The organism is Micromonospora vulcania (assembly GCF_042658605.1).
GTDB classification, from domain to species: Bacteria; Actinomycetota; Actinomycetes; order Mycobacteriales; family Micromonosporaceae; genus Micromonospora; species Micromonospora vulcania.
Map to the genome: position 1 here is coordinate 209,166 of NZ_JBHSQS010000001.1, position 25,084 is coordinate 234,249.

At 68.7% G+C, this 25,084-nt stretch carries 21 protein-coding genes and 3 tRNA genes; all 24 read left to right on the forward strand.

Going from position 1 to position 25,084, the window contains the following annotated elements:
• The first annotated feature begins 51 nt into the window (after positions 1–51).
• The 24 genes from ACFQGL_RS01020 (at position 52) to rpsJ (ending at position 25,080) form a co-directional block, all read left to right on the forward strand.
• A complete protein-coding gene (locus ACFQGL_RS01020) occupies positions 52–2,577 on the forward strand; it encodes a putative bifunctional diguanylate cyclase/phosphodiesterase (protein ID WP_377504033.1) in 2,526 nt (841 codons plus the stop codon).
• A 93-nt stretch (positions 2,578–2,670) separates the two neighbouring features.
• A tRNA-Thr gene (locus tag ACFQGL_RS01025) sits at positions 2,671–2,743 on the forward strand.
• A 22-nt stretch (positions 2,744–2,765) separates the two neighbouring features.
• Positions 2,766–2,838, forward strand: a tRNA-Met gene (locus ACFQGL_RS01030).
• Positions 2,839–2,971: 133 nt separating this feature from the next.
• Positions 2,972–3,139 carry a 50S ribosomal protein L33 gene (rpmG, locus tag ACFQGL_RS01035; protein ID WP_007073056.1) on the forward strand — a complete coding sequence of 56 codons (168 nt, stop codon included), beginning with the start codon at positions 2,972–2,974 and terminating at the stop codon, positions 3,137–3,139.
• Positions 3,140–3,264: 125 nt separating this feature from the next.
• Positions 3,265–3,711 carry an FAS1-like dehydratase domain-containing protein gene (locus ACFQGL_RS01040; RefSeq protein WP_377504035.1) on the forward strand — a complete coding sequence of 149 codons (447 nt, stop codon included), beginning with the start codon at positions 3,265–3,267 and terminating at the stop codon, positions 3,709–3,711.
• 1 nt (position 3,712) lies between these two features.
• Positions 3,713–4,105 carry a MaoC family dehydratase gene (locus tag ACFQGL_RS01045; RefSeq protein WP_377504037.1) on the forward strand — a complete coding sequence of 131 codons (393 nt, stop codon included), beginning with the start codon at positions 3,713–3,715 and terminating at the stop codon, positions 4,103–4,105.
• 129 nt (positions 4,106–4,234) lie between these two features.
• Positions 4,235–4,307 (forward strand) — tRNA-Trp (locus ACFQGL_RS01050).
• A gap of 212 nt (positions 4,308–4,519) precedes the next feature.
• Positions 4,520–4,924, forward strand: coding sequence for a preprotein translocase subunit SecE (secE, locus tag ACFQGL_RS01055; protein ID WP_377504039.1), 405 nt, complete (start codon positions 4,520–4,522; stop codon positions 4,922–4,924).
• Between the two features lie 39 nt (positions 4,925–4,963).
• Positions 4,964–5,686 carry a transcription termination/antitermination protein NusG gene (gene nusG / locus ACFQGL_RS01060; protein ID WP_377504041.1) on the forward strand — a complete coding sequence of 241 codons (723 nt, stop codon included), beginning with the start codon at positions 4,964–4,966 and terminating at the stop codon, positions 5,684–5,686.
• A 214-nt stretch (positions 5,687–5,900) separates the two neighbouring features.
• Complete coding sequence (gene rplK, locus ACFQGL_RS01065; RefSeq protein WP_354964806.1) at positions 5,901–6,332, forward strand: 50S ribosomal protein L11; 432 nt, start codon at positions 5,901–5,903, stop codon at positions 6,330–6,332.
• Between the two features lie 78 nt (positions 6,333–6,410).
• Entirely contained in the window at positions 6,411–7,127 is a 717-nt protein-coding gene (gene rplA / locus ACFQGL_RS01070; RefSeq protein ID WP_377504043.1) for a 50S ribosomal protein L1, read from the forward strand.
• Positions 7,128–7,206: 79 nt separating this feature from the next.
• The gene (locus tag ACFQGL_RS01075) at positions 7,207–8,013 is read left to right on the forward strand and encodes an ABC transporter ATP-binding protein (RefSeq protein WP_377504045.1); all 807 of its coding nucleotides are present in this window, start codon (positions 7,207–7,209) and stop codon (positions 8,011–8,013) included.
• Complete coding sequence (locus ACFQGL_RS01080) at positions 8,010–8,699, forward strand: hypothetical protein (protein WP_377504047.1); 690 nt, start codon at positions 8,010–8,012, stop codon at positions 8,697–8,699. Before ACFQGL_RS01075 ends, ACFQGL_RS01080 begins: the two co-directional genes overlap by 4 nt.
• 352 nt (positions 8,700–9,051) lie before the next feature.
• On the forward strand, positions 9,052–9,597 hold the full coding sequence (gene rplJ / locus ACFQGL_RS01085; RefSeq protein WP_377504049.1) for a 50S ribosomal protein L10: 546 nt from the start codon (positions 9,052–9,054) through the stop codon (positions 9,595–9,597).
• Positions 9,598–9,651: 54 nt separating this feature from the next.
• Positions 9,652–10,038, forward strand: coding sequence for a 50S ribosomal protein L7/L12 (rplL, locus tag ACFQGL_RS01090; RefSeq protein WP_377504051.1), 387 nt, complete (start codon positions 9,652–9,654; stop codon positions 10,036–10,038).
• A gap of 574 nt (positions 10,039–10,612) precedes the next feature.
• Positions 10,613–14,044, forward strand: a complete 3,432-nt coding sequence (gene rpoB, locus ACFQGL_RS01095; RefSeq protein WP_377504053.1) for a DNA-directed RNA polymerase subunit beta — start codon at positions 10,613–10,615, stop codon at positions 14,042–14,044.
• Positions 14,045–14,124: 80 nt separating this feature from the next.
• Positions 14,125–18,012 (forward strand): DNA-directed RNA polymerase subunit beta', encoded by a 3,888-nt coding sequence (locus ACFQGL_RS01100; protein WP_377504055.1) that lies wholly within the window; start codon positions 14,125–14,127, stop codon positions 18,010–18,012.
• Positions 18,013–18,107: 95 nt separating this feature from the next.
• Positions 18,108–18,476 carry a hypothetical protein gene (locus ACFQGL_RS01105; RefSeq protein WP_377504057.1) on the forward strand — a complete coding sequence of 123 codons (369 nt, stop codon included), beginning with the start codon at positions 18,108–18,110 and terminating at the stop codon, positions 18,474–18,476.
• A 631-nt stretch (positions 18,477–19,107) separates the two neighbouring features.
• Entirely contained in the window at positions 19,108–19,488 is a 381-nt protein-coding gene (locus ACFQGL_RS01110; RefSeq protein WP_377504663.1) for a hypothetical protein, read from the forward strand.
• A 510-nt stretch (positions 19,489–19,998) separates the two neighbouring features.
• Positions 19,999–20,373, forward strand: a complete 375-nt coding sequence (rpsL, locus tag ACFQGL_RS01115) for a 30S ribosomal protein S12 (protein WP_014440718.1) — start codon at positions 19,999–20,001, stop codon at positions 20,371–20,373.
• Between the two features lies 1 nt (position 20,374).
• On the forward strand, positions 20,375–20,845 hold the full coding sequence (gene rpsG, locus ACFQGL_RS01120; RefSeq protein ID WP_030489583.1) for a 30S ribosomal protein S7: 471 nt from the start codon (positions 20,375–20,377) through the stop codon (positions 20,843–20,845).
• 74 nt (positions 20,846–20,919) lie between these two features.
• On the forward strand, positions 20,920–23,016 hold the full coding sequence (gene fusA / locus ACFQGL_RS01125; protein WP_377504059.1) for an elongation factor G: 2,097 nt from the start codon (positions 20,920–20,922) through the stop codon (positions 23,014–23,016).
• Between the two features lie 212 nt (positions 23,017–23,228).
• Positions 23,229–24,422 carry an elongation factor Tu gene (gene tuf / locus ACFQGL_RS01130; protein WP_377504061.1) on the forward strand — a complete coding sequence of 398 codons (1,194 nt, stop codon included), beginning with the start codon at positions 23,229–23,231 and terminating at the stop codon, positions 24,420–24,422.
• Between the two features lie 349 nt (positions 24,423–24,771).
• Positions 24,772–25,080, forward strand: a complete 309-nt coding sequence (rpsJ, locus tag ACFQGL_RS01135) for a 30S ribosomal protein S10 (protein ID WP_007073037.1) — start codon at positions 24,772–24,774, stop codon at positions 25,078–25,080.
• The last annotated feature ends 4 nt before the right edge of the window (positions 25,081–25,084 follow it).

Genomic DNA, 25,084 nt, shown 5'->3' on the forward strand with positions numbered 1-25,084 from the left:
TTCGTCGCCGTCAGGGCAGCACGGCGGGCGGCGTCTTTCAGAGGGAGCGGTATGGCGGGGCGTGACCAGCGGCGTAAGTCCACGGACCACGCCTGGCTCATCACCGGCCCGCTAGCTCTGCTCGCCATCCTTTGCTGCACCGCGATCAGCGTCATCTCGGACCGTCCCTACGGGGACTGGGGGCTGGCGTTCCTGATCTTCCTGGCGATGGCCGGCATCAGCATCCCGGTGCTGAACTTTGTCGTCCGACGGCAGTCCGTGGGCGTGACGCTCACCGAGATCCCACTCGTGGTGGCGCTGTTCTTCCTGCCGCCGCTGACGGTGGTCCTGATCTACACGCTGGCCTCATTGATCTGGAGCGCCTCGCAACGCTTCCGGCCGGCGAAGTTCTGGTTCAACGTCGCGAGGGCCGCGGCTGCTACGTCGCTGGCCAGCCTGCTGCTCCTGCGGCTGCCACCGTTGCACGACGTGGGCCCTGGGACATGGGTCAGTCTCTTCCTCGCGGTCAACACCATCACCCTGGTCAGCCTCGTGTCGGTTGTCGGCGTGCATGTGCTTCTGCAGGGTTGGCAAGCTGGCCGGGAAGCCCTGCGGACCACGCCGTCGGTGTTCCTCACCACCTCGATCAACGCCGCCGTCGGTCTTCTCGTGCTGATCGCACTGCGGCAGACATGGTGGTCGGCGCTGCTGCTGGCAGCCCTCTTCGCCGCCCTGGCTCTGGTCTACCGGTCCTACGCCCAGTTCTTCCGGCAGCACCGCACCCTGACCGGGATGTACGACCTGGCCCGGTTGATCACCACCAGCGGCGCCGACGCCGCGCTCGCCGATGTCCTGCTCGACCGGGTCCGTGCCCTCATGCAGGCGGAGTCCGCGACGCTGTGGCTTCCCGCCCAGGGCCGGCACCCGGAGGTGCTGTTGACGGCCCGCGTCGACACACCCGGGCTGCTCGACGTCGCCCCGACCCCGCCGGTTCTTCGTGAGCGGACGCGGGAGCTGGCGAAGACTCTGTCGATGGGGCGTTTGCTGGGTGATGAAGGGGCATTGCGCCGCGAGATCAGCGCCCGCGAGATCAAAGATGTGATCGTGGTGCCACTGCGCTCCGGGCAGGCCGTGATCGGAACCCTGGAGGTGGCGAACCGCCTCAGCGACATCGGGCACTTCGCCCCCGGCGATATCCCCATCTTCGAGACGGTGGCGGCGCACGCCGCGGTCGCCCTGGAGAATTCGCGGCTGGTCGACCGGCTGCGGCATGACGCGTACCACGACACGTTGACCCGACTGCCCAACCGGCGGCGGATCACCGGGGCGTTGGAGGAGTCGGTCAAGATTCGCGCCCCCGGCGAGGTGGTCGCGTTGCTGCTCTTCGACGTCGACGGGTTGCGGCAGGTCAACGAGTCGCTCGGCCATGCGGCGGGGGACAAGGTCCTCGCCGAGGTCGCCGCCCGGTTGCGGGCAAGCGCGCCGTCGTCGGCCCTGGTGGGCAGGGCCGGTGGGGACGAGTTCCTGGTGACGCTGCGGTTGGAGAGCGCCGACGAGGCGCTGGAGCTGGCAGGCCAGCTGCGCGACCAGATCCGCGACGAGATGGTCTTCGACGCGCTCACCCTCGACGTGAACACCGCCGTCGGGGTGGCCGTACATCCGGATCACGGCAGCGACGCGGCTACCCTGCTGCTCCGGGTCGATCTTGCCGCCACCGCGGCCAAGTCGGTGCCGGGCAGCGTGCAGCTGTTCAACCCGGGGCTGGAGTCCCGGTCGCTGCACCGGCTGGGCCTCGCCGGCGATCTGCGGCGTGCGTTGGACCAGGGCGAGTTGGAGGTCTACTTCCAGCCCAAGGTGACGTTGCGGGACCGGCGCCTGGTCGGGGTGGAGTGCCTGGCCCGGTGGGAGCACCCGACGCACGGCACGGTCGCTCCGGAGGATTTCGTCGCGGTGGCCGAGCACACCGGCCAGCTGAGTCGGCTCACCGAGGTGGTGCTCCGCGAAGGGTTGCGCCGCAGCCGGGAGTGGGCCCAGGCCGACCAGTTGCTGCCCGTCGCGGTCAACCTGGCCGCCCGTACGCTGACCGACCAGCATTTCCCGGACCGGGTGCAGGAGTTGCTGACCGAGTACGGGGTGCCGGCGCAGAGCCTCACCCTGGAGATCACCGAGGCGGGGGTGCTGGACGGCACGGACCGCCCCATTCCGACTCTGCACCGGCTGCGCGACCTCGGCGTCCGGCTGTCGGTGGACGACTTCGGCACCGGCGACTCGTCCCTGGCCCATCTGCGCCGACTGCCCGTGCACGAGGTGAAGGTGGACCGCTCCTTCGTGCAGGGTATGGCGACCGACCCGGGGGATCTGGCCATCGTCAACGCGGTGGTGACCCTCTCCCAGCAGTTCGGTCTCGCGGTGGTCGCCGAGGGCGTGGAGAGTGAGCTGACCCTGGAGTTACTCCAGGACATCGGCTGCGAGATCGGTCAGGGCTTCCTGTTCAGTCGGCCGCTGCCGTACGAGCGGCTGGCCGCCTGGTTCGGCGCTCAGGTGGACCCGGAAACGATCTCCGGCGCGGAGCTCCCGCGCCTTCGTGTCGTGCCCTGAGCTGGGCACAAACGATCTCTGGGGATCCGATTTCACCTGCCGGGTCGGGCCGTGTACTCTTACTTCTGCGCGCCCCACGGGGAGATCGCGCAGGCCCCCTTAGCTCAGTCGGCAGAGCGTCTCCATGGTAAGGAGAAGGTCTACGGTTCGATTCCGTAAGGGGGCTCGAGGGTTCTCGGACCCACCGCGGCGGTGTAGCTCAGATGGCAGAGCAAGCGGCTCATAATCGCTGTGTCGCCGGTTCAATTCCGGCCACCGCTACTCTCGTCTTCCGGGCGTGATCCCGGTGGTCGCGGGGATGGGCGCTCCTGGGCGCCCACTTTGCATGTCCGCGCTGTCAGCGACTAGGCTGGCGCGTCGTAGTTGTTTCCGTTAGCGAGGAAGGCACTCCGCCGTGGCGAAGGCTACCGATGTCCGGCCGAAGATCACTTTGGCGTGTGTGGAGTGCAAGGAGCGCAACTACATCACGCGCAAGAACCGTCGTAACGACCCCGACCGCATCGAGCTGAAGAAGTTCTGCCCGCGTGACGGTCGGCACACGGTCCACCGCGAGACCCGCTGACCTGCGGTCGGCTCTGCCGGCCCTGCGTCGCAAGCTCTTCGATCGCCGATCTGCCCGGGACGGCGCGGCCCTGCCGCCGCCGACCGAGCAGGTCGGCGATTGTGCTTTCCGTGTAGGTTCGCGGCATGTCGCTGGACCCTTCCTTCGTCGGCCGGACCTATCCGCCGACCGCCCCCTACCAGGTGGGCCGAGAAAAGATCCGTGAGTTCGCCGCCGCCATCGGCGCCACCGATCCCGCTCACCACGACCCGGCGGCGGCTCAGGCGTTGGGCCACCCGGACGTGGTGGCTCCGCCGACCTTCCCGGTGATCGTCACGATGGCCGCCAGCCAGCAGATCATCGACGACCCGGCGCTGGGCGTCGACTACAGCCGCGTGGTGCACGGCGACCAGCGTTTCGCGTACACCCGGCCGGTGGTCGCCGGCGACGAGCTGGTCTGCGTCAACACCATCGAGGACGTCACCACCCGGGGCGGGCACGGCTTCCTGACCACCCGCACCGACGTGAGCACCGTCGCCGGGGACCCGGTGGTCGCCGTCTGGTCGAAGATCGTCGTACGTGGGGAGGCCTGAGATGGAGCTGCCAGCCAAGACGTTCCAGGTGACCCGGGCGGACCTGGTCCGCTACGCCGGTGCCTCGGGTGACTTCAACCCGATCCACTGGAGCGACCGGTTCGCCACCAAGGTGGGCCTGCCCGGGGTTATCGCACACGGCATGTTCACCATGGCGCTGGTCGGTCGGGCCGTCACCGAGTGGGCCGGTTCGCCCGACGCGGTGGTCGAATACGGTGTCCGTTTCACCCGGCCGGTGGTGGTCCCCGACGACGACCAGGGGACCGAGATCGAGGTCACCGCGGTGGTCCGCGAGGTGACCGAGGACGGCCTCACCCGGCTCGACGTGACGGCCACCTGTCTGGGCGAGAAGGTGCTCGCGCAGGCCCGGGCCACCATCCGTACGACCCGCTGATTCAGGCCCGCCACGCGTGGCGGGGAGACCGGTTGGGAAAGTCGGGCGGCTACCCGTACACTGGTCCGCCGTGGGGCAAGTGACCCCTGCTCGGTCGTCTGTGACCGCGTGGGGCGAGTGTTGCCGCACAGGGGTGTAGCTCAATTGGCAGAGCAGCGGTCTCCAAAACCGCAGGCTGCAGGTTCAAGTCCTGTCACCCCTGCGCCTCAGGCCTGACCGTTCCCGTGGGTCGCGCCGCCGACAAGGCGGCGTCCGGCCCGTGGTGGTGGCATCGGCAGGGTGGGTTCCGAGATCGGGGCCCTCCGCTCGATCCGCCGGCCGCGGCCCGTCGCGGGACGGTTGGTCCGGCCGGCGTGACCAGCGCCGTCGCACGCCGCCCGGCGTGCGACCCGAGATTCCGCGACGGAGGGCGAAGTGGCCGACAACAAGCGGCGCGACGACGACGGCGACGATCGTCTGGATGACGAGGTCGTCGACGACGTGGCCGACGGCGACGTGGCCGACGACGACGCCTCCGACGCGGACGAGCCGGTCTCCCGGGGCGGCACCGCGACGCGGTCCCGTACGCGGGCGGAGTCGGCGGACAGCCGGCCGGCCACCCGATCGGAGACCGGTCGTGTGGGTGTGTTCGGCCGCATCGCCCGGTTCTTCCGCGAGGTCGTTGCCGAACTGCGTAAGGTCATCTGGCCGACCCGCAAGGAGTTGCTGACTTACACCGCCGTGGTGGTGACGTTCGTCGCGGTGATGCTGACGATCGTGGGCGTCCTGGACTACGGCTTCGCCAAGGTCGTGTTGTTTGTCTTCGGCAACTCGGACTGACCGGCTGCCTCCAGCCGATAGTGACGGAAGTGAGCGAGCGTGCCTGAGTACGACGAGACCGCCGGACCGGTGGACGAGCAGTCCACGGTCGCGACGGCGGCTGGTGACGAGTCGGTTGAGGCCGCCAGCGAGCCGGAGTTCCCAACCACCGAGCCCGAGCCGGACGAGGACTACGACCCGGTCGCCGAGCTGAGGCAGAAGCTGCGCTACGCCCCGGGTGACTGGTACGTGGTGCACTCGTACGCCGGCTATGAGAACAAGGTCAAGACCAACCTCGAGACCCGGATCACGAGCCTCGACATGGAGGACTTCATCTACCAGGTCGAGGTGCCGACCCGGGAAGAAGTCGAGGTCAAGAACGGCAAGCGGTCCCAGATCCAGGCCAAGGTCTTCCCGGGCTACATCCTGGTCCGGATGGAGCTGACCGCCGAGTCGTACTCCTGCGTGCGCAACACCCCGGGCGTGACCGGCTTCGTCGGCGCGACCGACCGGGCCGACCGGCCCGCGCCGCTCTCCCTCGACGAGGTGCTGAAGTGGCTGGCGCCGGCCGTCGAGACCGAGCAGAAGAAGGCCAAGCCCGAGATCAAGGTCCTCGACTTCGAGGTGGGCGACTCGGTCACCGTCACCGACGGCGCCTTCGCGTCGCTGCCGGCCACGATCAGCGAGATCAACGCCGACCAGCAGAAGCTCAAGGTGCTGGTGTCGATCTTCGGTCGAGAGACGCCGGTGGAGCTCAACTTCAACCAGGTCGCCAAGATCTGACCGGTCGTCGGGGGGGGGGGCCCGCCCGCCCCCCCCCCCCCCCCCCCCCCCCCCCCACCACGTCGGCGTACGCCCTCCCGCTCGACCTCGGCGGACGAGCGGGGTGCGGCCTGCGCTACTCTTGAACGTCGCCGCTGTCGCACCGCGCTGACCGTGCGCGCCTCGAGAGCGGCGTCGGCCGCATTTTTCCCAGCTCCAAGCCCCAGGAAGTGACATGCCTCCGAAGAAGAAGCTCGTCAAGACGTTCACGCTTCAGCTGCCGGCGGGCCAGGCCACGCCGGCGCCGCCGGTCGGCCCCGCGCTCGGCCAGCACGGCGTGAACATCATGGAGTTCTGCAAGTCCTACAACGCGCAGACCGAGTCCCAGCGGGGCGACATCGTCCCCGCCGAGATCAGCGTGTACGAGGACCGGTCCTTCACCTTCGTGCTGAAGACCCCGCCCGCCGCCCGGCTGCTGATCAAGGCCGCCGGTGTGCAGAAGGGCTCGGGCGTTCCGCAGAGCGAGAAGGTCGGCTCGGTCAGCCGCGCCCAGCTGCGTGAGATCGCCGAGAAGAAGATGGCCGACCTCAACGCCAACGACCTGGCCCAGGCCGAGAAGATCATCGCCGGCACCGCCCGGTCGATGGGCATCACCGTCAACGACTGACCTCGGCCCCGGCCGAACACCCGATCGTGGGAGGGCACGCGCCGAGCGGCCCGCCAGAGACCACAGGAGTAATCAGCAATGCAGCGCAGCAAGAGCTACCGCAAGGCCGCCGATGTCATCGACCGGTCCAAGCTCTACACCCCCACCGAGGCCGTGAAGCTGGCCAAGGAGACCACCAACGTCAAGTTCGACGCCACGGTCGAGGTCGCCATGCGCCTCGGCGTCGACCCCCGCAAGGCGGACCAGATGGTCCGCGGCGTGGTCAACCTGCCGCACGGCACCGGTAAGACCGCCCGCGTGATCGTCTTCGCCGCCGGCGCGAAGGCCGACGAGGCCGCCGCGGCGGGTGCGGACGAGGTGGGCACCGACGAGCTCGTCGCCCGGATCCAGGGTGGTTGGCTCGACTTCGACGCGGCGATCGCCACGCCGGACCAGATGGCCAAGATCGGCCGGATCGCGCGGATCCTGGGCCCGCGCGGTCTCATGCCGAACCCGAAGACCGGCACGGTGACCATGGACGTCACCAAGGCGGTGCAGGACATCAAGGGCGGCAAGATCACCTTCCGGGTGGACAAGCACTCCAACCTGCACCTGATCATCGGCAAGGCCTCGTTCACCGAGGACCAGCTGGTGGACAACTACGCCGCGGTGCTTGACGAGGTGCTGCGTGCCAAGCCGTCCGCGGCCAAGGGCAAGTACCTCCGGAAGGTCGTCCTGACCACCACGATGGGCCCGGGTGTCCCGGTCGACCCGAACCTGGTGAAGAACCTCAAGGAGGGCTCGGCCGAGGCCTGAGCCACACTCCACTCCGTCCGGGGCGCCGCCACATTGTGGCGGCGCCCCGACGCGTCTCGGGTGTGGCAGGCTCGACCGCATGCGGCTGGAGAACGTGTGGTTGCGCTATCACCGGCGGGGTTCGTGGGTGTTGCGTGACGTGGACGTCCGGATCGGCCCGGGTGAGGTGGCCGTCGTGCTCGGTCGCAACGGGGTGGGCAAGTCGACGCTGCTCCAGGTGGCCGCCGGGGTTCTCCGGCCGGGCCGGGGCCGGGTCATCGACCGCCCGGCGCGGGTGGGTTGGGTGCCGGAGCGCTTCCCGGCCGACCAGCCCTTCACCGTGGCTCGCTACCTGACCGGGATGGCCCGGGTCGCCGGGCTCGCACGCTCGGCCGCCGACGAGACGGTGACCGCCTGGACCGACCGGCTCGGGCTGGCCGCGTTCCGTGGGGTCCGGTTGCCGGAGCTGTCGAAGGGCACCGCACAGAAGGTCGGTCTCGCCCAGGCGATGCTGCGCCCGCCGGGCCTGCTGGTGCTCGACGAGCCGTGGGAGGGCCTGGACGCGGCCACCCGCGACCTGGTCCCGGAGCTGATCGACGAGGTGCTGGCGACCGGAGGCGCGGTCCTGGTCAGTGATCATCGTGGGGAGACGGTCCGGTTGCCGGGTGCCCGCCGCTGGACGGTTGCCGACGGCACGGTGACCGAGGAGACGTCGTCGGGAGACGAGGCGATGGCGGTGGTCGAGGTCGCGGTGCCGGCCGCGCGGGTCGCCGGCGCGGTCGCCCGGTTGCGCGCCGAGGGCCATCAGGTGCTTCGGGTACGCCCCGAGGCAGAGCCGGCCCGACCGCCCGCACCGGATCCCGCGGCCGTGGACGGTGGCGTGCCGGCCGTGGGGGAGGCCCGATGAGCGCCCTGATCCGGCTGCGCCTCGCCGGCTTCCTGCGGACCGGCCGGGCGATCGCACCGCTGCTCGCCGGTCTGGTCGCGCTCGGCATCCTGTACGGCGGCGGTCGCGCCCAGCCCGCCGAGGCGTACGGGGTCTCCGCGGTGGTGCTCTTCCCGGTGCTCGCCTGGCAGACCAAGATCCTGCTGGACGTCGAGCCGGACGTTCAGCGACGGCTGGCACAGGTGTCGGTCGGGGCGGCCCGGGAGCGGCTGGCCGGGCTGCTCGCGGCTGGCGTGGCGGCACTGGTCACGGTGGCGGTCGCGCTGGTCTTCCCGTGGCTGGTCGGCGGGGTCACCGGCCCGGTCGACCCGGGGGACCGGTCGGTACCGGTCGGTGTCGCGCTGGGGGTGTGGGCGCATCTGCTGGCCGTACCCGCGTCGGTGGCGCTCGGCGCGCTGGCCAGCCGGGCGTCGGTGGGCGGCGCGGGGTACGGCGTCGCGGTGCTCGCCCTCGGCGGCGTCGGAGCGGTGGTGCTCGGCCTGGCCGGTTCGGTGGCGCCCTGGCTGGCACCGCCGATCATGGCCACCGCCCGGACCACGGCCGGCGACGCCGCCGCGCTCACGGTGCTCGGGCTCACCGCGTGGGCACTGGCCTGGAGCGCCGCGGCGGTCGGCGGCTACCTGTGGCGGCGGTGGGCGCGGAGCTGAGGCGACGGGGTCGGTGCGGTGCCGAGGGTGGCCCGGCCCACACCGGGGTGATTTGGCGCTGGTCACACGGTCGCGTAGTCTTCAACCGTCATCCGTGTTCTCATGGATGAGGAACCACCCAAAGACCGCTGGTCACCGTGCTTCGGCACGGTCGAAGGTCCCGCGACGACGGGCGACCCGCGCAGGGCGGCAAGCGTAACTCGGCAGTGAGCATGGTCCGCCGACCGTGACGATCCGCCGGCCCTCGCCCCGTGCGCCCTGCGCCGGGGCTTTTTCGTTGTCGTGCTGCCTCCGCCCCCGTTCGGCTCCGGCCGCGACGGGGACCAGCCTCGAGTAACGAGAGAGGAGGGACATGGCGGACAAGCCGATCCGGGCCGACAAGGCCACGGCCGTCGCTGAGCTGACCGAGAGCTTCCGCAGTGCGGGCGCTACCGTGCTGACCGAGTACCGCGGTCTGACGGTTTCCCAGCTCACCCAGCTGCGGCGCACGCTCGGCGCCGAGACCAGCTACACGGTCACGAAGAACACGCTGGCCAAGCGTGCTGCGACGGACGCGGGCATCACTGGGCTCGACGAGTTGTTCACCGGTCCTACCGCGCTGACTTTCGTTTCGGGCGACGTCGTCGAGGCGGCGAAGGGGCTTCGCGACTTCGCGAAGGCCAACCCGAAGCTCGTCATCAAGGGCGGCGTCTTCGAGGGCAAGGCCATTTCCGCGGCCGAGGTCACGAAGCTCGCCGACCTGGAGTCCCGCGAGGTGCTGCTGGCCAAGCTGGCCGGCGCGATGAAGGGCAACCTGAGCAAGGCCGCGGCCCTGTTCCAGGCCCCGCTGTCGAAGACCGCCCGCCTGGCGGCTGCCCTGCAGGACAAGCGCGAGAAGGAGGGCGCCGAGGCGGCCTGAGGCCGTCGCGGCGCACCAGTTCTTACTTAACAGTTTCAGGAAAGGACGCCAGACATGGCGAAGCTCAGCACCGACGAGCTCCTCGACGCGTTCAAGGAGATGACGCTGATCGAGCTCTCCGAGTTCGTGAAGCAGTTCGAGACGACCTTCGAGGTCACCGCGGCCGCTCCGGTCGCCGTTGCCGCTGCCGGCGGTGGCGGTGCCGCTGCTGCCCCGGTCGAGGAGGAGAAGGACGAGTTCGACGTCATCCTCGAGGCTGACGGCGGCAAGAAGATCCAGGTCATCAAGGTCGTGCGTGAGCTGACCGGCCTGGGCCTCAAGGAGGCCAAGGACGCGGTCGAGTCCGCGCCGAAGGCCATCCTGGAGAAGGTCAACAAGGAGACCGCCGACAAGGCGAAGGCCAAGCTCGAGGGCGAGGGCGCCAAGGTCACCCTCAAGTGACCTGACGTTCCACCTGCGCGTTGCCCGGCTCGGTGAGCCGGGACACCACCGCGTTGCGACGGGCGGTGATCCGACACGGATCACCGCCCGTCGTGTTCGGCGGATCCGGTCGACAAGGCCTCTGAGCTGGGTGTCGGCGCCGGCGATCGAGGACCGGTGCGGGTAGGTCGGGTCGCCCGGCGGAGGGAAAGACGGTACGACCCGGATACCGGCCCTTGACGCGGCCCCGGGCTGCCAGGCACGCTGACACCAGCAAGACACCGCGCTTGCGACGGCCACGACGTGGGTATGACAGCGGCGGCACCATGAGCCGCAGCAACCCGAGCGGCCCAGCGGGAACGTTGCGTTCCGAGCGGCCCGGCAGACCCCGGTTTTCGGGGGGCCGAGGTGCGTTCCGCAAACGACCTGCGGGGTGGGCTGGACAGCGGTTAGCCTCTCGGCTACACTGCTAGTTTGCGCTGCCTTCCGACTTGACCCCTGCTCGGAAATGTCCGTTTACGGATATTTCTGGTGGGGTCATTGGAGTGCACGCGTACCAGCCGTTCTGCAGCACCGGTCCTCGGAAGGACGCATCTTGGCAGCTTCCCGCCCTGCGAAGACCAGTCGTACGTCGAGCGCTTTCGCGCCCCGCCGAGTTTCATTCGGCAGGATCACCGAACACCTCGAGGTCCCCAACCTCCTCGCCATTCAGAACGAGTCCTTCGACTGGCTCGTCGGCAACGAGGCTTGGCAGGGCCGGTCGGCGGACGACCCGCACGCACGCTCGGGTCTCGCGGAGATCCTCGAAGAGATCAGTCCCATTGAGGACTTCTCCGGCACCATGTCGCTCTCCTTCTCGGCGCCGCGCTTCGACGAGGTCAAGGCCTCGATCGAGGAGTGCAAGGAGAAGGACCTGACCTACTGCGCTCCGCTGTTCGTGACCGCGGAGTTCACCAACAACACCACTGGCGAGATCAAGAGCCAGACGGTGTTCATGGGTGACTTCCCGATGATGACGCCCAAGGGCACCTTCGTCATCAACGGCACTGAGCGCGTCGTGGTCAGCCAGCTCGTCCGGTCCCCGGGCGTGTACTTCGACAAGCAGCCGGACAAGACCTCCGACCGCGACCTCTCCAGCGTCAAGGTCATCCCGAGTCGGGGTGCCTGGCTGGAGTTTGACATCGACAAGCGCGACACGGTCGGCGTACGCATCGACCGCAAGCGTCGGCAGGCCGTCACGGTCCTGCTCAAGGCCGTCGGATGGTCGGCCGAGCGGATCCGTGAGCGGTTCGGCTGGTCCGAGCTGATGATGACCACGCTCGAGAAGGACCACATCGCCGGCCAGGACGAGGCCCTGCTCGACATCTACCGCAAGCTGCGCCCTGGCGAGCCGCCGACGCGCGAGAACGCCCAGACCCTGCTCGACAACCTCTTCTTCAACCCGAAGCGGTACGACGTCGCCAAGGTCGGTCGTTACAAGTTCAACAAGAAGCTCGAAGTCGACGTGCCGATCACCACCGGCACGCTGACCGAGGACGACATCGTCGCCACCGTGGAATACCTGTGCCGGCTGCACGCCGGTGAGGACGGCTACGAGGCCGACGACATCGACCACTTCGGTAACCGTCGCCTGCGCACCGTGGGTGAGCTGATCCAGAACCAGGTTCGGGTCGGCCTGTCCCGGATGGAGCGGGTCGTCCGCGAGCGGATGACCACGCAGGACGTCGAGGCGATCACCCCGCAGACCCTGATCAACATCCGCCCGGTGGTGGCGGCGATCAAGGAGTTCTTCGGGACGTCGCAGCTGTCCCAGTTCATGGACCAGACCAACCCGCTGGCGGGCTTGACCCACCGGCGCCGGCTGAGCGCGCTCGGCCCGGGTGGTCTGTCCCGTGAGCGGGCCGGCTTCGAGGTCCGCGACGTGCACCCGTCCCACTACGGCCGGATGTGCCCGATCGAGACGCCGGAAGGCCCGAACATCGGCCTGATCGGCGCGCTGTCCACCTTCGCCCGGGTCAACCCGTTCGGCTTCATCGAGACGCCGTACCGGAAGGTCGTCGAGGGTCGGGTCACCGACCAGATCGACTACCTGACCGCGGACGAGGAGGACCGGTTCGTCAAGGCGCAGGCCAACGCGCGGCTGAAGGCGGACGGCACGTTCGCTGAGGACCGGGTGCTGTGTCGCCGTAAGGGCGGCGAGACCGAGGACGTCGTCCCCGGTGCCGTCGACTACATGGACGTCTCGCCCCGGCAGATGACCTCGGTCGCGACCGCCATGATCCCGTTCCTCGAGCACGACGACGCCAACCGGGCACTGATGGGCGCGAACATGCAGCGCCAGGCGGTGCCGCTGGTCAAGGCCGAGGCGCCGCTGGTGGGCACGGGCATGGAGTACCGGGCCGCCGTCGACGCTGGCGACGTGGTTGTCGCCGAGGTCGGCGGTGTGATCGAGGATCTCTGCGCCGACTACGTCACGATCCACCAGGACGACGGCCACCGCCGGACGTACCTGCTGCACAAGTTCCGCCGCTCCAACGCCGGCTCCTGCGTCAACCAGAAGCCGGTCGTCTTCGAGGGCGACCGCGTCGAGGCCGGTCAGGTCATCGCCGACGGTCCGTGCACCGACGAGGGCGAGATGGCGCTCGGACGCAACCTGTTGGTGGCGTTCATGTGCTGGGAAGGCCACAACTACGAGGACGCGATCATCCTGTCGCAGCGCCTCGTGCAGCAGGACGTGCTCACCTCGATCCACATCGAGGAGCACGAGGTCGACGCCCGGGACACCAAGCTCGGCCCGGAGGAGATCACCCGCGACATCCCGAACGTCAGCGAGGAAATGCTCGCTGACCTCGACGAGCGCGGCATCATCCGGATCGGCGCCGAGGTCGTCCCCGGCGACATCCTGGTCGGTAAGGTCACGCCCAAGGGCGAGACCGAGCTGACCCCGGAGGAGCGGCTGCTCCGCGCGATCTTCGGTGAGAAGGCGCGTGAGGTCCGGGACACCTCGCTGAAGGTGCCGCACGGCGAGACCGGCACGGTCATCGGTGTGCGTACCTTCTCCCGCGAGGACGGCGACGAGCTGCCGCCGGGCGTCAACGAGCTGGTCCGGGTCTACGTCGCCCAGAAGCGCAAGATCCAGGACGGTGACAAGCTCGCCGGCCGGCACGGCAACAAGGGCGTCATCTCGAAGATCCTGCCGATCGAGGACATGCCGTTCCTGGAGGACGGCACCCCGGTCGACATCGTGCTCAACCCGCTCGGTGTGCCGAGCCGGATGAACATCGGCCAGGTTCTGGAGACCCACCTCGGTTGGGTCGCCAAGACCGGTTGGAAGGTCGAGGGTGACGACGCCGACTGGAAGCGTCAGCTGCGCTCGATCGACGCGCACGAGTCCGAGGGGGACACGAACGTGGCCACCCCGGTCTTCGACGGTGCCCGCGAGGAGGAGATCTCCGGTCTGCTCGAGTCGACCCTGCCCAACCGGGACGGCAAGCAGCTGATCGGGCGCACCGGCAAGGCGCAGCTGTTCGACGGTCGTTCCGGCGAGCCGCTGCCGGACCCGATCGCGGTCGGCTACGTCTACATCCTGAAGCTCAACCACCTGGTCGACGACAAGATCCACGCTCGTTCGACCGGTCCGTACTCGATGATCACGCAGCAGCCGCTGGGTGGTAAGGCGCAGTTCGGTGGTCAGCGCTTCGGTGAGATGGAGTGCTGGGCGATGCAGGCGTACGGCGCTGCCTACGCCCTGCAGGAGCTGCTCACGATCAAGTCCGACGACGTTCTTGGCCGGGTGAAGGTCTACGAGGCCATCGTCAAGGGCGAGAACATCCCGGAGCCGGGCATCCCGGAGTCGTTCAAGGTGCTGCTCAAGGAGCTGCAGTCGCTGTGCCTCAACGTTGAGGTGCTGTCCAGCGACGGTGTGGCCCTGGAAATGCGCGAGACCGACGACGAGGTGTTCCGGGCCGCCGAGGAGCTGGGCATCGACCTGTCCCGGCGCGAGCCGAGCTCGGTCGAAGAGGTCTGAGGTGAGCGGTCGGGGGCCGGCGTGCCGGCCCCCGACCTCACCCGAGAATTAGCAGTACAGACGACGACATAGGGGACAGAGTGCTCGACGTCAACTTCTTCGACGAGCTGCGCATTGGTCTCGCCACCGCCGACGACATCCGTCAGTGGTCGCACGGCGAGGTCAAGAAGCCTGAGACGATCAACTACCGCACCCTGAAGCCGGAGAAGGACGGACTCTTCTGCGAGAAGATCTTCGGTCCGCAGCGGGACTGGGAGTGCTACTGCGGTAAGTACAAGCGCGTCCGGTTCAAGGGCATCATCTGCGAGCGCTGCGGCGTCGAGGTGACCCGCTCCAAGGTCCGTCGTGAGCGCATGGGTCACATCGAGCTGGCCGCTCCGGTGACCCACATCTGGTACTTCAAGGGCGTGCCGAGCCGGCTGGGCTACCTGCTGGACCTCGCCCCCAAGGACCTCGAAAAGATCATCTACTTCGCCTCGTACGTCGTGACGAGCGTGGACGCGGAGTCGCGTCACCGCGACCTCTCGACGATCGAGAACGAGATCCTGGCCGAGAAGCGGCAGTCCGAGAACAGCCGCGACTCGGAGATCGAGAAGCGGGCCGCCAAGCTCGAGGCCGATCTGGCCGAGCTGGAGGCCGAGGGTGCCAAGGCGGACGTCCGGCGCAAGGTCAAGGAGGGCGGAGAGCGCGAGATGCGCCAGATCCGCGACCGGGCCCAGCGCGAGATCGACCGCCTGGACGAGGTGCTGGACACCTTCCGCAAGCTGGAGCCGAAGCAGCTGGTCACCGACGAGCTGCTCTACCGCGAGCTGCGCGACCGGTTCGGCGAGTACTTCACCGGTTCGATGGGCGCCGAGGCGATCAAGGCGCTGGTCCAGAACATGGACCTCGACGCCGAGGCCGAGAGCCTGCGGGAGACCATCCGGTCCGGCAAGGGTCAGCGGAAGATCCGGGCGCTCAAGCGGCTCAAGGTCGTGGCGGCGTTCCTGAACACCCGCAACTCGCCGCTCGGCATGGTGCTGGACTGCGTCCCGGTCATCCCGCCGGACCTGCGCCCGATGGTGCAGCTCGACGGTGGCCGCTTCGCCACCTCGGACCTGAACGACCTGTACCGCCGCGTGATCAACCGGAACAACCGCCTCAAGCGGCTGATCGACCTCGGCGCGCCCGAGATCATCGTCAACAACGAGAAGCGGATGCTCCAGGAGGCCGTCGACGCGCTGTTCGACAACGGCCGTCGCGGCCGGCCGGTCACCGGTCCGGGTAACCGTCCGCTCAAGTCGCTGTCCGACATGCTCAAGGGCAAGCAGGGCCGGTTCCGCCAGAACCTGCTCGGCAAGCGCGTCGACTACTCCGGCCGTTCGGTCATCGTGGTCGGCCCGAAGCTCAAGCTGCACCAGTGCGGTCTGCCCAAGCAGATGGCGCTGGAGCTGTTCAAGCCGTTCGTGATGAAGCGGCTGGTCGACCTCAACCACGCGCAGAACATCAAGTCCGCCAAGCGGATGGTCGAGCGGCAGCGCCCGGTCGTGTGGGACGTGCTGGAAGAGGTCATCGGCGAGCACCCGGTGCTGCTCAACCGCGCGCCGACCCTGCACCGCCTGGGCATCCAGGCCTTCGAGCCGCAGCTGGTCGAGGGCAAGGCGATCCAGATCCACCCGCTGGTCTGCACCGCGTTCAACGCCGACTTCGACGGTGACCAGATGGCGGTGCACGTGCCGCTGTCCGCTGAGGCCCAGGCCGAGGCACGGATCCTGATGCTGTCGTCGAACAACATCCTCAAGCCGGCCGACGGCAAGCCGGTCACCATGCCTACCCAGGACATGGTCATCGGTCTCTACCACCTCACCCACCTCACCCCCGGTGAGAAGGGCGAGGGCCGGGCGTTCAGCTCGGACGCCGAGGCGCGGATGGCCTTCGACAACGGTGAGCTGCACCTGCAGGCGCCGGTGAAGATCCGGCTGCGCGGCGTGATCGGGGTCGACAACGGCGCCGGTGCCGAGCAGTGGACCGCGCCGGAGGGCTGGGTCGAGGGCGAGACCCTGACCGTGGAGACCACCCTGGGTCGGGTGCTGTTCAACGAGACGCTGCCGCAGGGCTACCGCTTCGTGAACTACGAGATCCGCAAGGGCCAGCTCTCCGCGATCGTCAACGACCTCGCCGAGCGCTTCCCGAAGGTGGCGCTCGCCGCCACCCTGGACGGCCTCAAGGAGGCCGGGTTCCACTGGGCCACCTGGTCCGGCGTCACCATCGGCATGGAGGACGTCATCGCGCCTCCGCGCAAGGCGGAGATTCTCGAGAAGTACGAGAAGGAAGCCGACCGGATCGACAAGCAGTACCAGCGTGGTCTGATGACCGCCGAGGAGCGTCGCGGCGAACTCATCGAGATCTGGACCAAGGCGACCAACGAGGTCGCCAAGGAGATGGACACCGCGCTGCCGCAGGAGAACCCACTGTGGAAGATGATCAACTCGGGTGCTCGCGGTAACCTGCTCCAGCTCCGGCAGATCGCGGCGATCCGTGGTCTGGTGGCAAACCCGAAGGGTGAGATCATCCCGCGGCCGATCAAGGCCAGCTACCGGGAGGGTCTGTCCGTGCTGGAGTACTTCATCTCCACGCACGGTGCCCGTAAGGGTCTCGCGGACACCGCCCTGCGTACCGCCGACTCGGGTTACCTGACCCGTCGTCTGGTGGACGTGTCGCAGGACGTCATCATCCGCGAGGAGGACTGCGGCACCGACCGGGCCATCCCGATGCAGATCGGCGAGCGGCTCAACGGCAAGCTGGTGGTCCACACCCACGCCGAGACCAGCGTGCACGCCCGGACCCTGGCCGACGACATCAAGGGGCCGGACGGCACCGTCGTCGCCGAGCGGGGTCAGGACATCAACTCCATCGGGGTCGACAAGATCGTCGCCGCCGGGGTGGAGACGGTCCGCGTACGCAGCGTGCTCACCTGCGAGTCCAAGCTGGGTGTCTGCGCGGCCTGCTACGGCCGGTCGCTGCCGACCGGCAAGTCGGTCGACATCGGCGAGGCGGTCGGCATCATCGCGGCCCAGTCCATCGGTGAGCCGGGTACGCAGCTGACGATGCGTACCTTCCACACCGGTGGTGTCGCGGGTGAGGACATCACCCAGGGTCTGCCGCGTGTCCAGGAAATCTTCGAGGCCCGGGTCCCGAAGGGTAAGGCGCCCATCGCCGACACCCCCGGCCGGATCCGGATCGAGGACGGCGAGCGCTCGCGGAAGATCATCGTGGTGCCGGACGACGGCAGCGACGAGATCGTCTACGACAAGATCTCCAAGCGGGTCAAGCTGCGGACCCAGGACGGCGGTCACGTCGAGGTCGGCGAGAAGCTCACCGAGGGCACCATCGACCCGCACGAGCTGCTGCGCATCCTCGGCCCGCGTGCGGTCCAGGTCCACCTGACCCAGGAGGTCCAAGAGGTCTACCGCTCGCAGGGTGTGCTCATCCACGACAAGCACATCGAGATCATCATCCGCCAGATGCTCAAGCGGGTGACGGTCATCGACTCCGGCTCGACCGAGTTCCTGCCGGGTGTGCTGGTCGACCGGGCGCTGTTCGAGTCGGAGAACCGCCGGCTCGTCGGCGAGGGTGGCGAGCCCGCCGCCGGTCGCCCGGTGCTGATGGGTATCACCAAGGCCTCGCTGGCCACGGACTCCTGGCTCTCGGCGGCCTCCTTCCAGGAGACCACCCGGGTGCTGACCGACGCTGCGATCAACTCGCGCAGCGACTCGCTGGTCGGCCTCAAGGAGAACGTGATCATCGGTAAGCTCATCCCGGCCGGTACCGGCATCAGCAAGTACCGCAACGTCCGGGTCGAGCCGACCGAGGAGGCCAAGGCCAAGGTCTACTCGATGACCGGTTACCCGGAGACCGACTACGGCTTCGGGCCGGCCAGCGGGCAGGCAGTGCCGCTGGACGACTTCGACTTCGGGTCGTACCGCTAAGCACCAACCGCACGAAGAGGCCCCCGGCACCTGCCGGGGGCCTCTTCGCGTCCCGGACCGGCGCACGAGCGAATCGGGTTCGGCATGATGGAGGCATGACGACCGCACCCGGGCAGGTGTCCGTCGCGCAGCAGGGCCTGCGCCACCCGCTCGATCCCGACCCGGCCCGCGCCACCAAGGCACGGGCGGTCTTCGCGCTGGGGCTGCTCGGCCTGCTGACCGGGCTGTTCATCGGCGGGGTGGTGCCGGCCACCGTGGCGCTCCAACTGGCTCGGCAGGCGCGTCGGGAGGCGTACGCCTCGGGGGGTTTCCTGACCGGCGGCACCTGGCTGCGGCGGGGTGAGCGGCTGGCGTGGGCCGGCCTGGTGCTGGTCGCGGTCACCGTGGTGGCCGCGGTGGTGATCGGGGTGGTCCGTCTGGCCGGTTCGCCGTTCGGCCACGACTACCCCTCGAACATGGACTGAACCACTCGGCCCGCAGCCGCGTCCGGCGCGGGCGGCACCCCCGGCGGTAGCCTGACCCGTGCCCGTCGCACGGCTGTGGCGGCCCTGTCGACAGGAGGACTTCGTGACGGAACCGGCGCGGCCCCCGGCGGACGAACCGGCCGGGCAACCTGGCGCGCCGACTGCGGCCGGGGGCCCTTCCGAGCCGAGCGGCTGGGCTCGACCCGACCCCGCTGGCGACCCCGTGACGCCGGGCTCGTCCGCCGCCGCTCGCGACGGGGGTACGCCGGCGAGGGAGTCCGCACCCGACTGGGGCACCCCCCTCGCGTCCACGCCCGGCTGGGGCGCGTCGCCGCCTTCCGCACCGGCGTCCGGTTGGGGTGCCCCGCCGCCCGGTTGGGGTGCTCCGACCATGCCGCCCGGTTCCGCCCAACCGGCACCGGTCTCCGGCGCGACGCCTCCGGTGCCGTACGGCTGGGGCCAGCCGGCGGTGGCCCACGGTGGGCCGTCCGCGCCGCCCGGGTGGGGTCAGCCGGTCCCGGGGCATGCCCCCGGCTGGGGCGCGGCCCCGGGGCATGCCCCCGGCTGGGGCGCGGCCCCGGGGCGGTTCGTTCCGCCGCCCACGGACGATCAGCGCCGCGCGCCGAAGCGGGTGGAGATGGTGCCCGGGACGCCGTTCGGCATGGTGTACCTCGACGTGCCTCCGGTCACCTCCGGGCTGGCCGTGGGCGGACTGGTGGCCGGGATCGCCTCCATCCTGGTCTCGCTACTGGTGATCTGCTTCGGGGTGGTCGGCGCGAACCGCGGCGGGCTGTGGGCGTCCGGGGCGTTCACCGTGCTCGGGGTGTTGGCCGGGGCGGCGGCGATCGTCGCCTGCCTGCTCGGTCGGCGGCAGATCCGTCGACCCGCCGCACCGCCAGCGGTCCGGTTCACCGGGCGTGGACTGGCGGTGGCGGGGATCAGTTGTGGCGCGGCAGGAGCGCTGCTCAGCCTGCTGGGCCTGGGCCTCGGGCTGCTGATCTCCCTGGCATGACGCCGGTCACTGCTCGAATCGGCCCGTCGCAGGCGGGGCGCCGGGTCCTGGGCGTCCGGCCCGGGGGCGACGGGTGGTCCGGCGGGGGAGCCGGTACACTCGTATCCGTAGGTGCCCATCGCGGGCGACGGGGCAGGACGAGATCCGGCCGGCGGGTGTGAGACAACCCCCGGGCCAATCTGTTTTGACCTGGCCGGCTGTGATAGGTACTCTTCCCTCTTGTGCCCGGGCCTGCCCGGGCAAATTGTGCGTGCGCTGGGTCCGGAGTTCGGCCGGCGGTACGACAAGCCAAAGATCCGGTGTGGGGCGACCCGCGTGCCGGTGACAGACCCCGGTACGCACGCGAGAGCGTCCGCACCGGGACCGTGACTCGGGCGACACGCCCGACCGCGGGTGCCGGGACCTCCGCAAGGTGGCCCTGGCCGGAATGTAGGAGAGCCGGTCATCAGGCCGGCTAACGAGCAGACGGCGCGGCCGCAACACTGCGGCCGAAGGGAGCGGAGAAACCCGGTGCCCACGATCCAGCAGCTGGTCCGAAAGGGCCGCCAGGCGAAGACGAGCAAGACCAAGACCCCGGCGCTGAAGGGTTCCCCTCAGCGACGCGGCGTGTGCACCCGTGTGTACACCACCACCCCGAAGAAGCCGAACTCGGCGCTGCGCAAGGTCGCTCGTGTGAAGCTCAGCAGCCAGATCGAGGTGACCGCCTACATCCCGGGCGTGGGTCACAACCTGCAGGAGCACTCGATCGTGCTCGTTCGTGGCGGCCGTGTGAAGGACCTCCCCGGCGTGCGTTACAAGATCGTTCGCGGCTCGCTGGACACCCAGGGTGTCCGCAACCGCAAGCAGGCGCGCAGCCGTTACGGCGCGAAGAAGGAGAAGAGCTGACATGCCGCGTAAGGGACCCGCTCCGCGGCGGCCGTTGGTCGCTGACCCGGTGTACAACTCGCCACTGGTCACCCAGCTGGTGAACAAGATCCTGCTGCGCGGCAAGCGTCAGCTCGCCGAGACCATCGTGTACGCGGCCCTCGAGGGCTGCCGCGAGAAGTCCGGCACCGACCCGGTCGTCACCCTCAAGCGGGCGATGGACAACGTCAAGCCGACCCTCGAGGTGCGCAGCCGCCGTGTCGGTGGCGCCACCTACCAGGTCCCGGTCGAGGTTCGCCCCACCCGGGCGACCACCCTGGGTCTGCGCTGGCTGGTCACGTACTCCCGCGCCCGCCGCGAGAAGACCATGGTCGAGCGGCTCATGAACGAGCTGCTGGACGCGAGCAACGGCCTCGGTGCCGCCGTCAAGCGGCGCGAGGACACGCACAAGATGGCCGAGTCCAACAAGGCCTTCGCGCACTACCGCTGGTAACACCCTGGTTCCGGCGCCCACGGGCGCCGGAACCGCCACCAGTTGAGTCGAGACGACGATAAGTAGGGATTGAAGTGGCCGCCGCAGACGCGCTCGCCAACGTACGCAACATCGGCATCATGGCGCACATCGATGCCGGTAAGACCACCACCACCGAGCGAATTCTGTTCTACACCGGTATCACGTACAAGATCGGTGAGGTCCACGAGGGCGCTGCCGTCATGGACTGGATGGAGCAGGAGCAGGAGCGTGGTATCACCATCACCTCCGCTGCTACCAAGTGTGAGTGGAAGGGCCACACGATCCAGATCATCGACACGCCCGGTCACGTCGACTTCACGGTCGAGGTCGAGCGGTCGCTGCGGGTGCTGGATGGTGCGGTCGCGGTCTACGACGGTGTCGCCGGCGTGGAGCCGCAGACGGAGAACGTCTGGCGGCAGGCCGACAAGTACAACGTCCCGCGGATGTGCTTCGTCAACAAGCTCGACCGGACCGGCGCCGACTTCTTCCGCTGCGTGCAGATGATGATCGACCGGCTCAACGCCACCCCGCTGGTGCTCCAGATCCCGATCGGGCTCGAGGGCGACCACATCGGTGTCGTCGACCTGATCGGCATGCGCGCGCTCACCTGGCGTGGGGAGACCCAGAAGGGTGACGACTACGCGGTCGAGGAGATCCCGGCCGACCTGGTCGACTCGGCGGCCGAGTGGCGCGAGAAGCTGATGGAGACCCTGGCCGACGTCGACGACGCGGTGATGGAGAAGTACCTGGAAGGCGAGGAGGTCTCCGTCGAGGAGATCAAGGCCGCCATCCGGCGTGCCACCATCGCCGGCAAGGCCAACCCGGTGCTCTGCGGCTCGGCGTTCAAGAACAAGGGCGTCCAGCCGATGCTCGACGCCGTGGTCGACTTCCTGCCGTCGCCGCTGGACGTTCCGGCGATCGAGGGTACGGCCACCGACGGCGAGACCCCGCTGGTTCGGAAGCCGTCCAAGTCGGAGCCCTTCTCCGGCCTGGCCTTCAAGATCCAGACGGACAAGCACCTCGGCAAGCTCACCTACGTCCGGGTCTACTCCGGCCTGCTCGAGTCCGGCTCCCAGGTGGTCAACTCCACCAAGGACCGCAAGGAGCGGATCGGCAAGATCTACCAGATGCACGCCAACAAGCGTGAAGAGCGTCCGTCGGCCCAGGCCGGCGACATCATCGCGGTGCAGGGTCTCAAGCAGACCACCACCGGCGACACGCTCTCCGACCCGGCGAACCCGGTCATCCTGGAGTCGATGACCTTCCCGGAGCCGGTCATCTCGGTGGCGATCGAGCCGAAGACCAAGTCCGACCAGGAGAAGCTGGGCACCGCCATCCAGCGGCTGGCCGAGGAGGACCCGACCTTCCGCGTCAAGCTGGACGAGGAGACCGGTCAGACGGTCATCTCCGGCATGGGCGAGCTGCACCTGGACATCCTGGTCGACCGGATGCGTCGTGAGTTCAACGTCGAGGCCAACGTCGGCAAGCCGCAGGTGGCGTACCGCGAGACCATCCGCCGCAAGGTGGAGAAGGTCGAGTACACCCACAAGAAGCAGACCGGTGGTTCCGGCCAGTACGCCCGCGTCATCGTGAGCGTCGAGCCGCTGCCGCTGGACAACGACTCGCCGACCTACGAGTTCGCGAACGCCGTCAGCGGTGGCCGCATCCCCCGGGAGTTCATCCCCTCGGTGGACGCGGGTGCGCAGGACGCCATGCAGTACGGCATCCTGGCTGGCTTCCCGCTGGTCGGTGTCAAGCTGACGCTGCTGGACGGCCAGTACCACGAGGTCGACTCGTCGGAAATGGCATTCAAGATCGCCGGCTCGATGGTGATGAAGGACGCGGCCCGCAAGGCCGATCCCGCGTTGCTCGAGCCGATGATGGCCGTTGAAGTCACCACTCCTGAGGAGAACATGGGTGACGTCATCGGTGACCTCAACTCCCGCCGCGGCATCATCCAGGCGATGGAGGAGCGCAGCGGCGCCCGCATCGTCCGGGCTCTGGTGCCGTTGTCGGAGATGTTCGGCTACGTCGGCGACCTGCGGTCGAAGACCCAGGGCCGGGCTAGCTACAGCATGCAGTTCGACTCCTACGCCGAGGTTCCGCAGAGCGTCGCCAAGGAGATCATCGCCAAGGCAACGGGCGAGTAACACCCTGAGCTGGTGATTCGTGGTTGGTCGCGGGTGGGATCACCCGCCCGCGGCCACCACGAACGAACCGCGTGAGACCGGGCCTGTAGGCTTCATCGCCGCAGAACCCACAAAAGCTCTCCGGCCGTCAGGCCGGAAAGGCTGTCGACAGAGTCCTAAGCGCCGACCGGCGCGCCGGGCGTACGAACCAAGAAGTCCACAGGAGGACACCAGTGGCGAAGGCTAAGTTCGAGCGGACTAAGCCGCACGTCAACATCGGCACCATTGGTCACATCGACCACGGTAAGACGACGCTGACGGCGGCCATCACCAAGGTCCTGCACGACCAGTACCCGGACCTGAACCCTTACACGCCGTTCGACGAGATCGACAAGGCGCCTGAGGAGAAGGCCCGCGGTATCACGATCTCGATCGCGCACGTCGAGTACCAGACCGAGTCGCGGCACTACGCGCACGTCGACTGCCCCGGTCACGCCGACTACATCAAGAACATGATCACCGGTGCCGCGCAGATGGACGGCGCGATCCTGGTGGTGGCGGCGACCGACGGCCCGATGCCGCAGACCCGCGAGCACGTGCTGCTGGCCCGTCAGGTCGGTGTGCCGTACATCGTCGTGGCGCTCAACAAGAGCGACATGGTCGACGACGAGGAGCTCCTGGAGCTCGTCGAGCTCGAGGTCCGCGAGCTGCTCTCCTCGCAGGAGTACCCGGGTGACGACCTGCCGGTCGTCCGGGTTTCGGCGCTGAAGGCCCTCGAGGGTGACCCCGAGTGGACCGGCAAGCTGCTGGACCTGATGACCGCGGTCGACACCTCGATCCCGCAGCCGGAGCGCGAGGTCGACAAGCCGTTCCTGATGCCGGTCGAGGACGTGTTCACGATCACCGGTCGTGGCACCGTCGTCACCGGTCGCGTGGAGCGCGGCGTTCTCCTGCCGAACGAGGATGTTGAGCTCGTCGGTATCAAGGAGAAGAGCTTCAAGACCAAGGTCACCGCGATCGAGATGTTCCGGAAGACCCTGGACGACGCCCGCGCAGGTGAGAACGTCGGCCTGCTGCTGCGTGGCACCAAGCGCGACGAGGTCGAGCGCGGCATGGTCGTCGTGAAGCCGGGCTCGAACACTCCGCACACGGAGTTCGAGGCGACGGTCTACATCCTCTCCAAGGAGGAGGGCGGCCGGCACACCCCGTTCTTCCAGAACTACCGCCCGCAGTTCTACTTCCGGACCACGGACGTCACCGGTGTCGTCACCCTCCCCGAGGGCACCGAGATGGTCATGCCGGGTGACAACACCACCATGACGGTGAAGCTGATCCAGCCCATCGCCATGGAGGAGAACCTCAAGTTCGCGATCCGCGAGGGTGGCCGCACCGTCGGCGCCGGGTTCGTCACCAAGATCATCAAGTGAGCTAGGTAACCCCGATTAGACCCGCCGCCGGTCGTGCGGCATACTAGTCAGGTTGCGTAACGACAGTTCGTCGCCTGTGTTCGGCTTTCGCTGAACCTCCGGGTGGCGAGACAGTCGAGCGTCGGGTGGTTGGCGGCTAGCCGCCAACCACCCTCGCACGGCGTTCAGGTCGCGGTAGTGCGATCGGCGCCTTGACCCACCGTGCGGTCAGCACCGCTCCGGAGTCCCGGGGCGGAGCCCGGCCCGAGGGCGCGACACGCCCGACCGCGGGGGTCGGCGAAGTGGGCCTGTGCCAGCCGGCACAGGCGCCCGCAACACAGCGGCATCGAGAGAAGGAACAGAAGCCACCATGGCGGGACAGAAGATCCGCATCCGGCTCAAGGCCTATGACCACGAGGTCGTCGACTCCTCGGCTCGGAAGATCGTCGAGACGGTGACGCGCACCGGGGCGCAGGTCGCGGGCCCGGTGCCGCTGCCCACGGAGATCAACCGTTTCTGCGTTATCCGCTCGCCGCACAAGTACAAGGACTCGCGCGAGCACTTCGAGATGCGCACGCACAAGCGGCTGATCGACATCATCGACCCGACCCCGAAGACGGTCGACTCGCTCATGCGCCTCGACCTGCCGGCTGGCGTCGACATCGAGATCAAGCTGTAGGGAC

Bases quoted from the DNA above. Each gene is read 5' to 3' on its own strand.
- ACFQGL_RS01020 (WP_377504033.1), top strand. From the start codon at position 52: ATGGCGGGGCGTGACCAGCGGCGTAAGTCCACGGACCACGCCTGGCTC.
- ACFQGL_RS01040 (WP_377504035.1), top strand. From the start codon at position 3,265: ATGTCGCTGGACCCTTCCTTCGTCGGCCGGACCTATCCGCCGACCGCC.
- ACFQGL_RS01045 (WP_377504037.1), top strand. From the start codon at position 3,713: ATGGAGCTGCCAGCCAAGACGTTCCAGGTGACCCGGGCGGACCTGGTC.
- rplK (WP_354964806.1), top strand. From the start codon at position 5,901: ATGCCTCCGAAGAAGAAGCTCGTCAAGACGTTCACGCTTCAGCTGCCG.
- rplA (WP_377504043.1), top strand. From the start codon at position 6,411: ATGCAGCGCAGCAAGAGCTACCGCAAGGCCGCCGATGTCATCGACCGG.
- ACFQGL_RS01075 (WP_377504045.1), top strand. From the start codon at position 7,207: ATGCGGCTGGAGAACGTGTGGTTGCGCTATCACCGGCGGGGTTCGTGG.
- ACFQGL_RS01080 (WP_377504047.1), top strand. From the start codon at position 8,010: ATGAGCGCCCTGATCCGGCTGCGCCTCGCCGGCTTCCTGCGGACCGGC.
- rplJ (WP_377504049.1), top strand. From the start codon at position 9,052: ATGGCGGACAAGCCGATCCGGGCCGACAAGGCCACGGCCGTCGCTGAG.
- rplL (WP_377504051.1), top strand. From the start codon at position 9,652: ATGGCGAAGCTCAGCACCGACGAGCTCCTCGACGCGTTCAAGGAGATG.
- ACFQGL_RS01105 (WP_377504057.1), top strand. From the start codon at position 18,108: ATGACGACCGCACCCGGGCAGGTGTCCGTCGCGCAGCAGGGCCTGCGC.
- rpsG (WP_030489583.1), top strand. From the start codon at position 20,375: ATGCCGCGTAAGGGACCCGCTCCGCGGCGGCCGTTGGTCGCTGACCCG.
- rpsJ (WP_007073037.1), top strand. From the start codon at position 24,772: ATGGCGGGACAGAAGATCCGCATCCGGCTCAAGGCCTATGACCACGAG.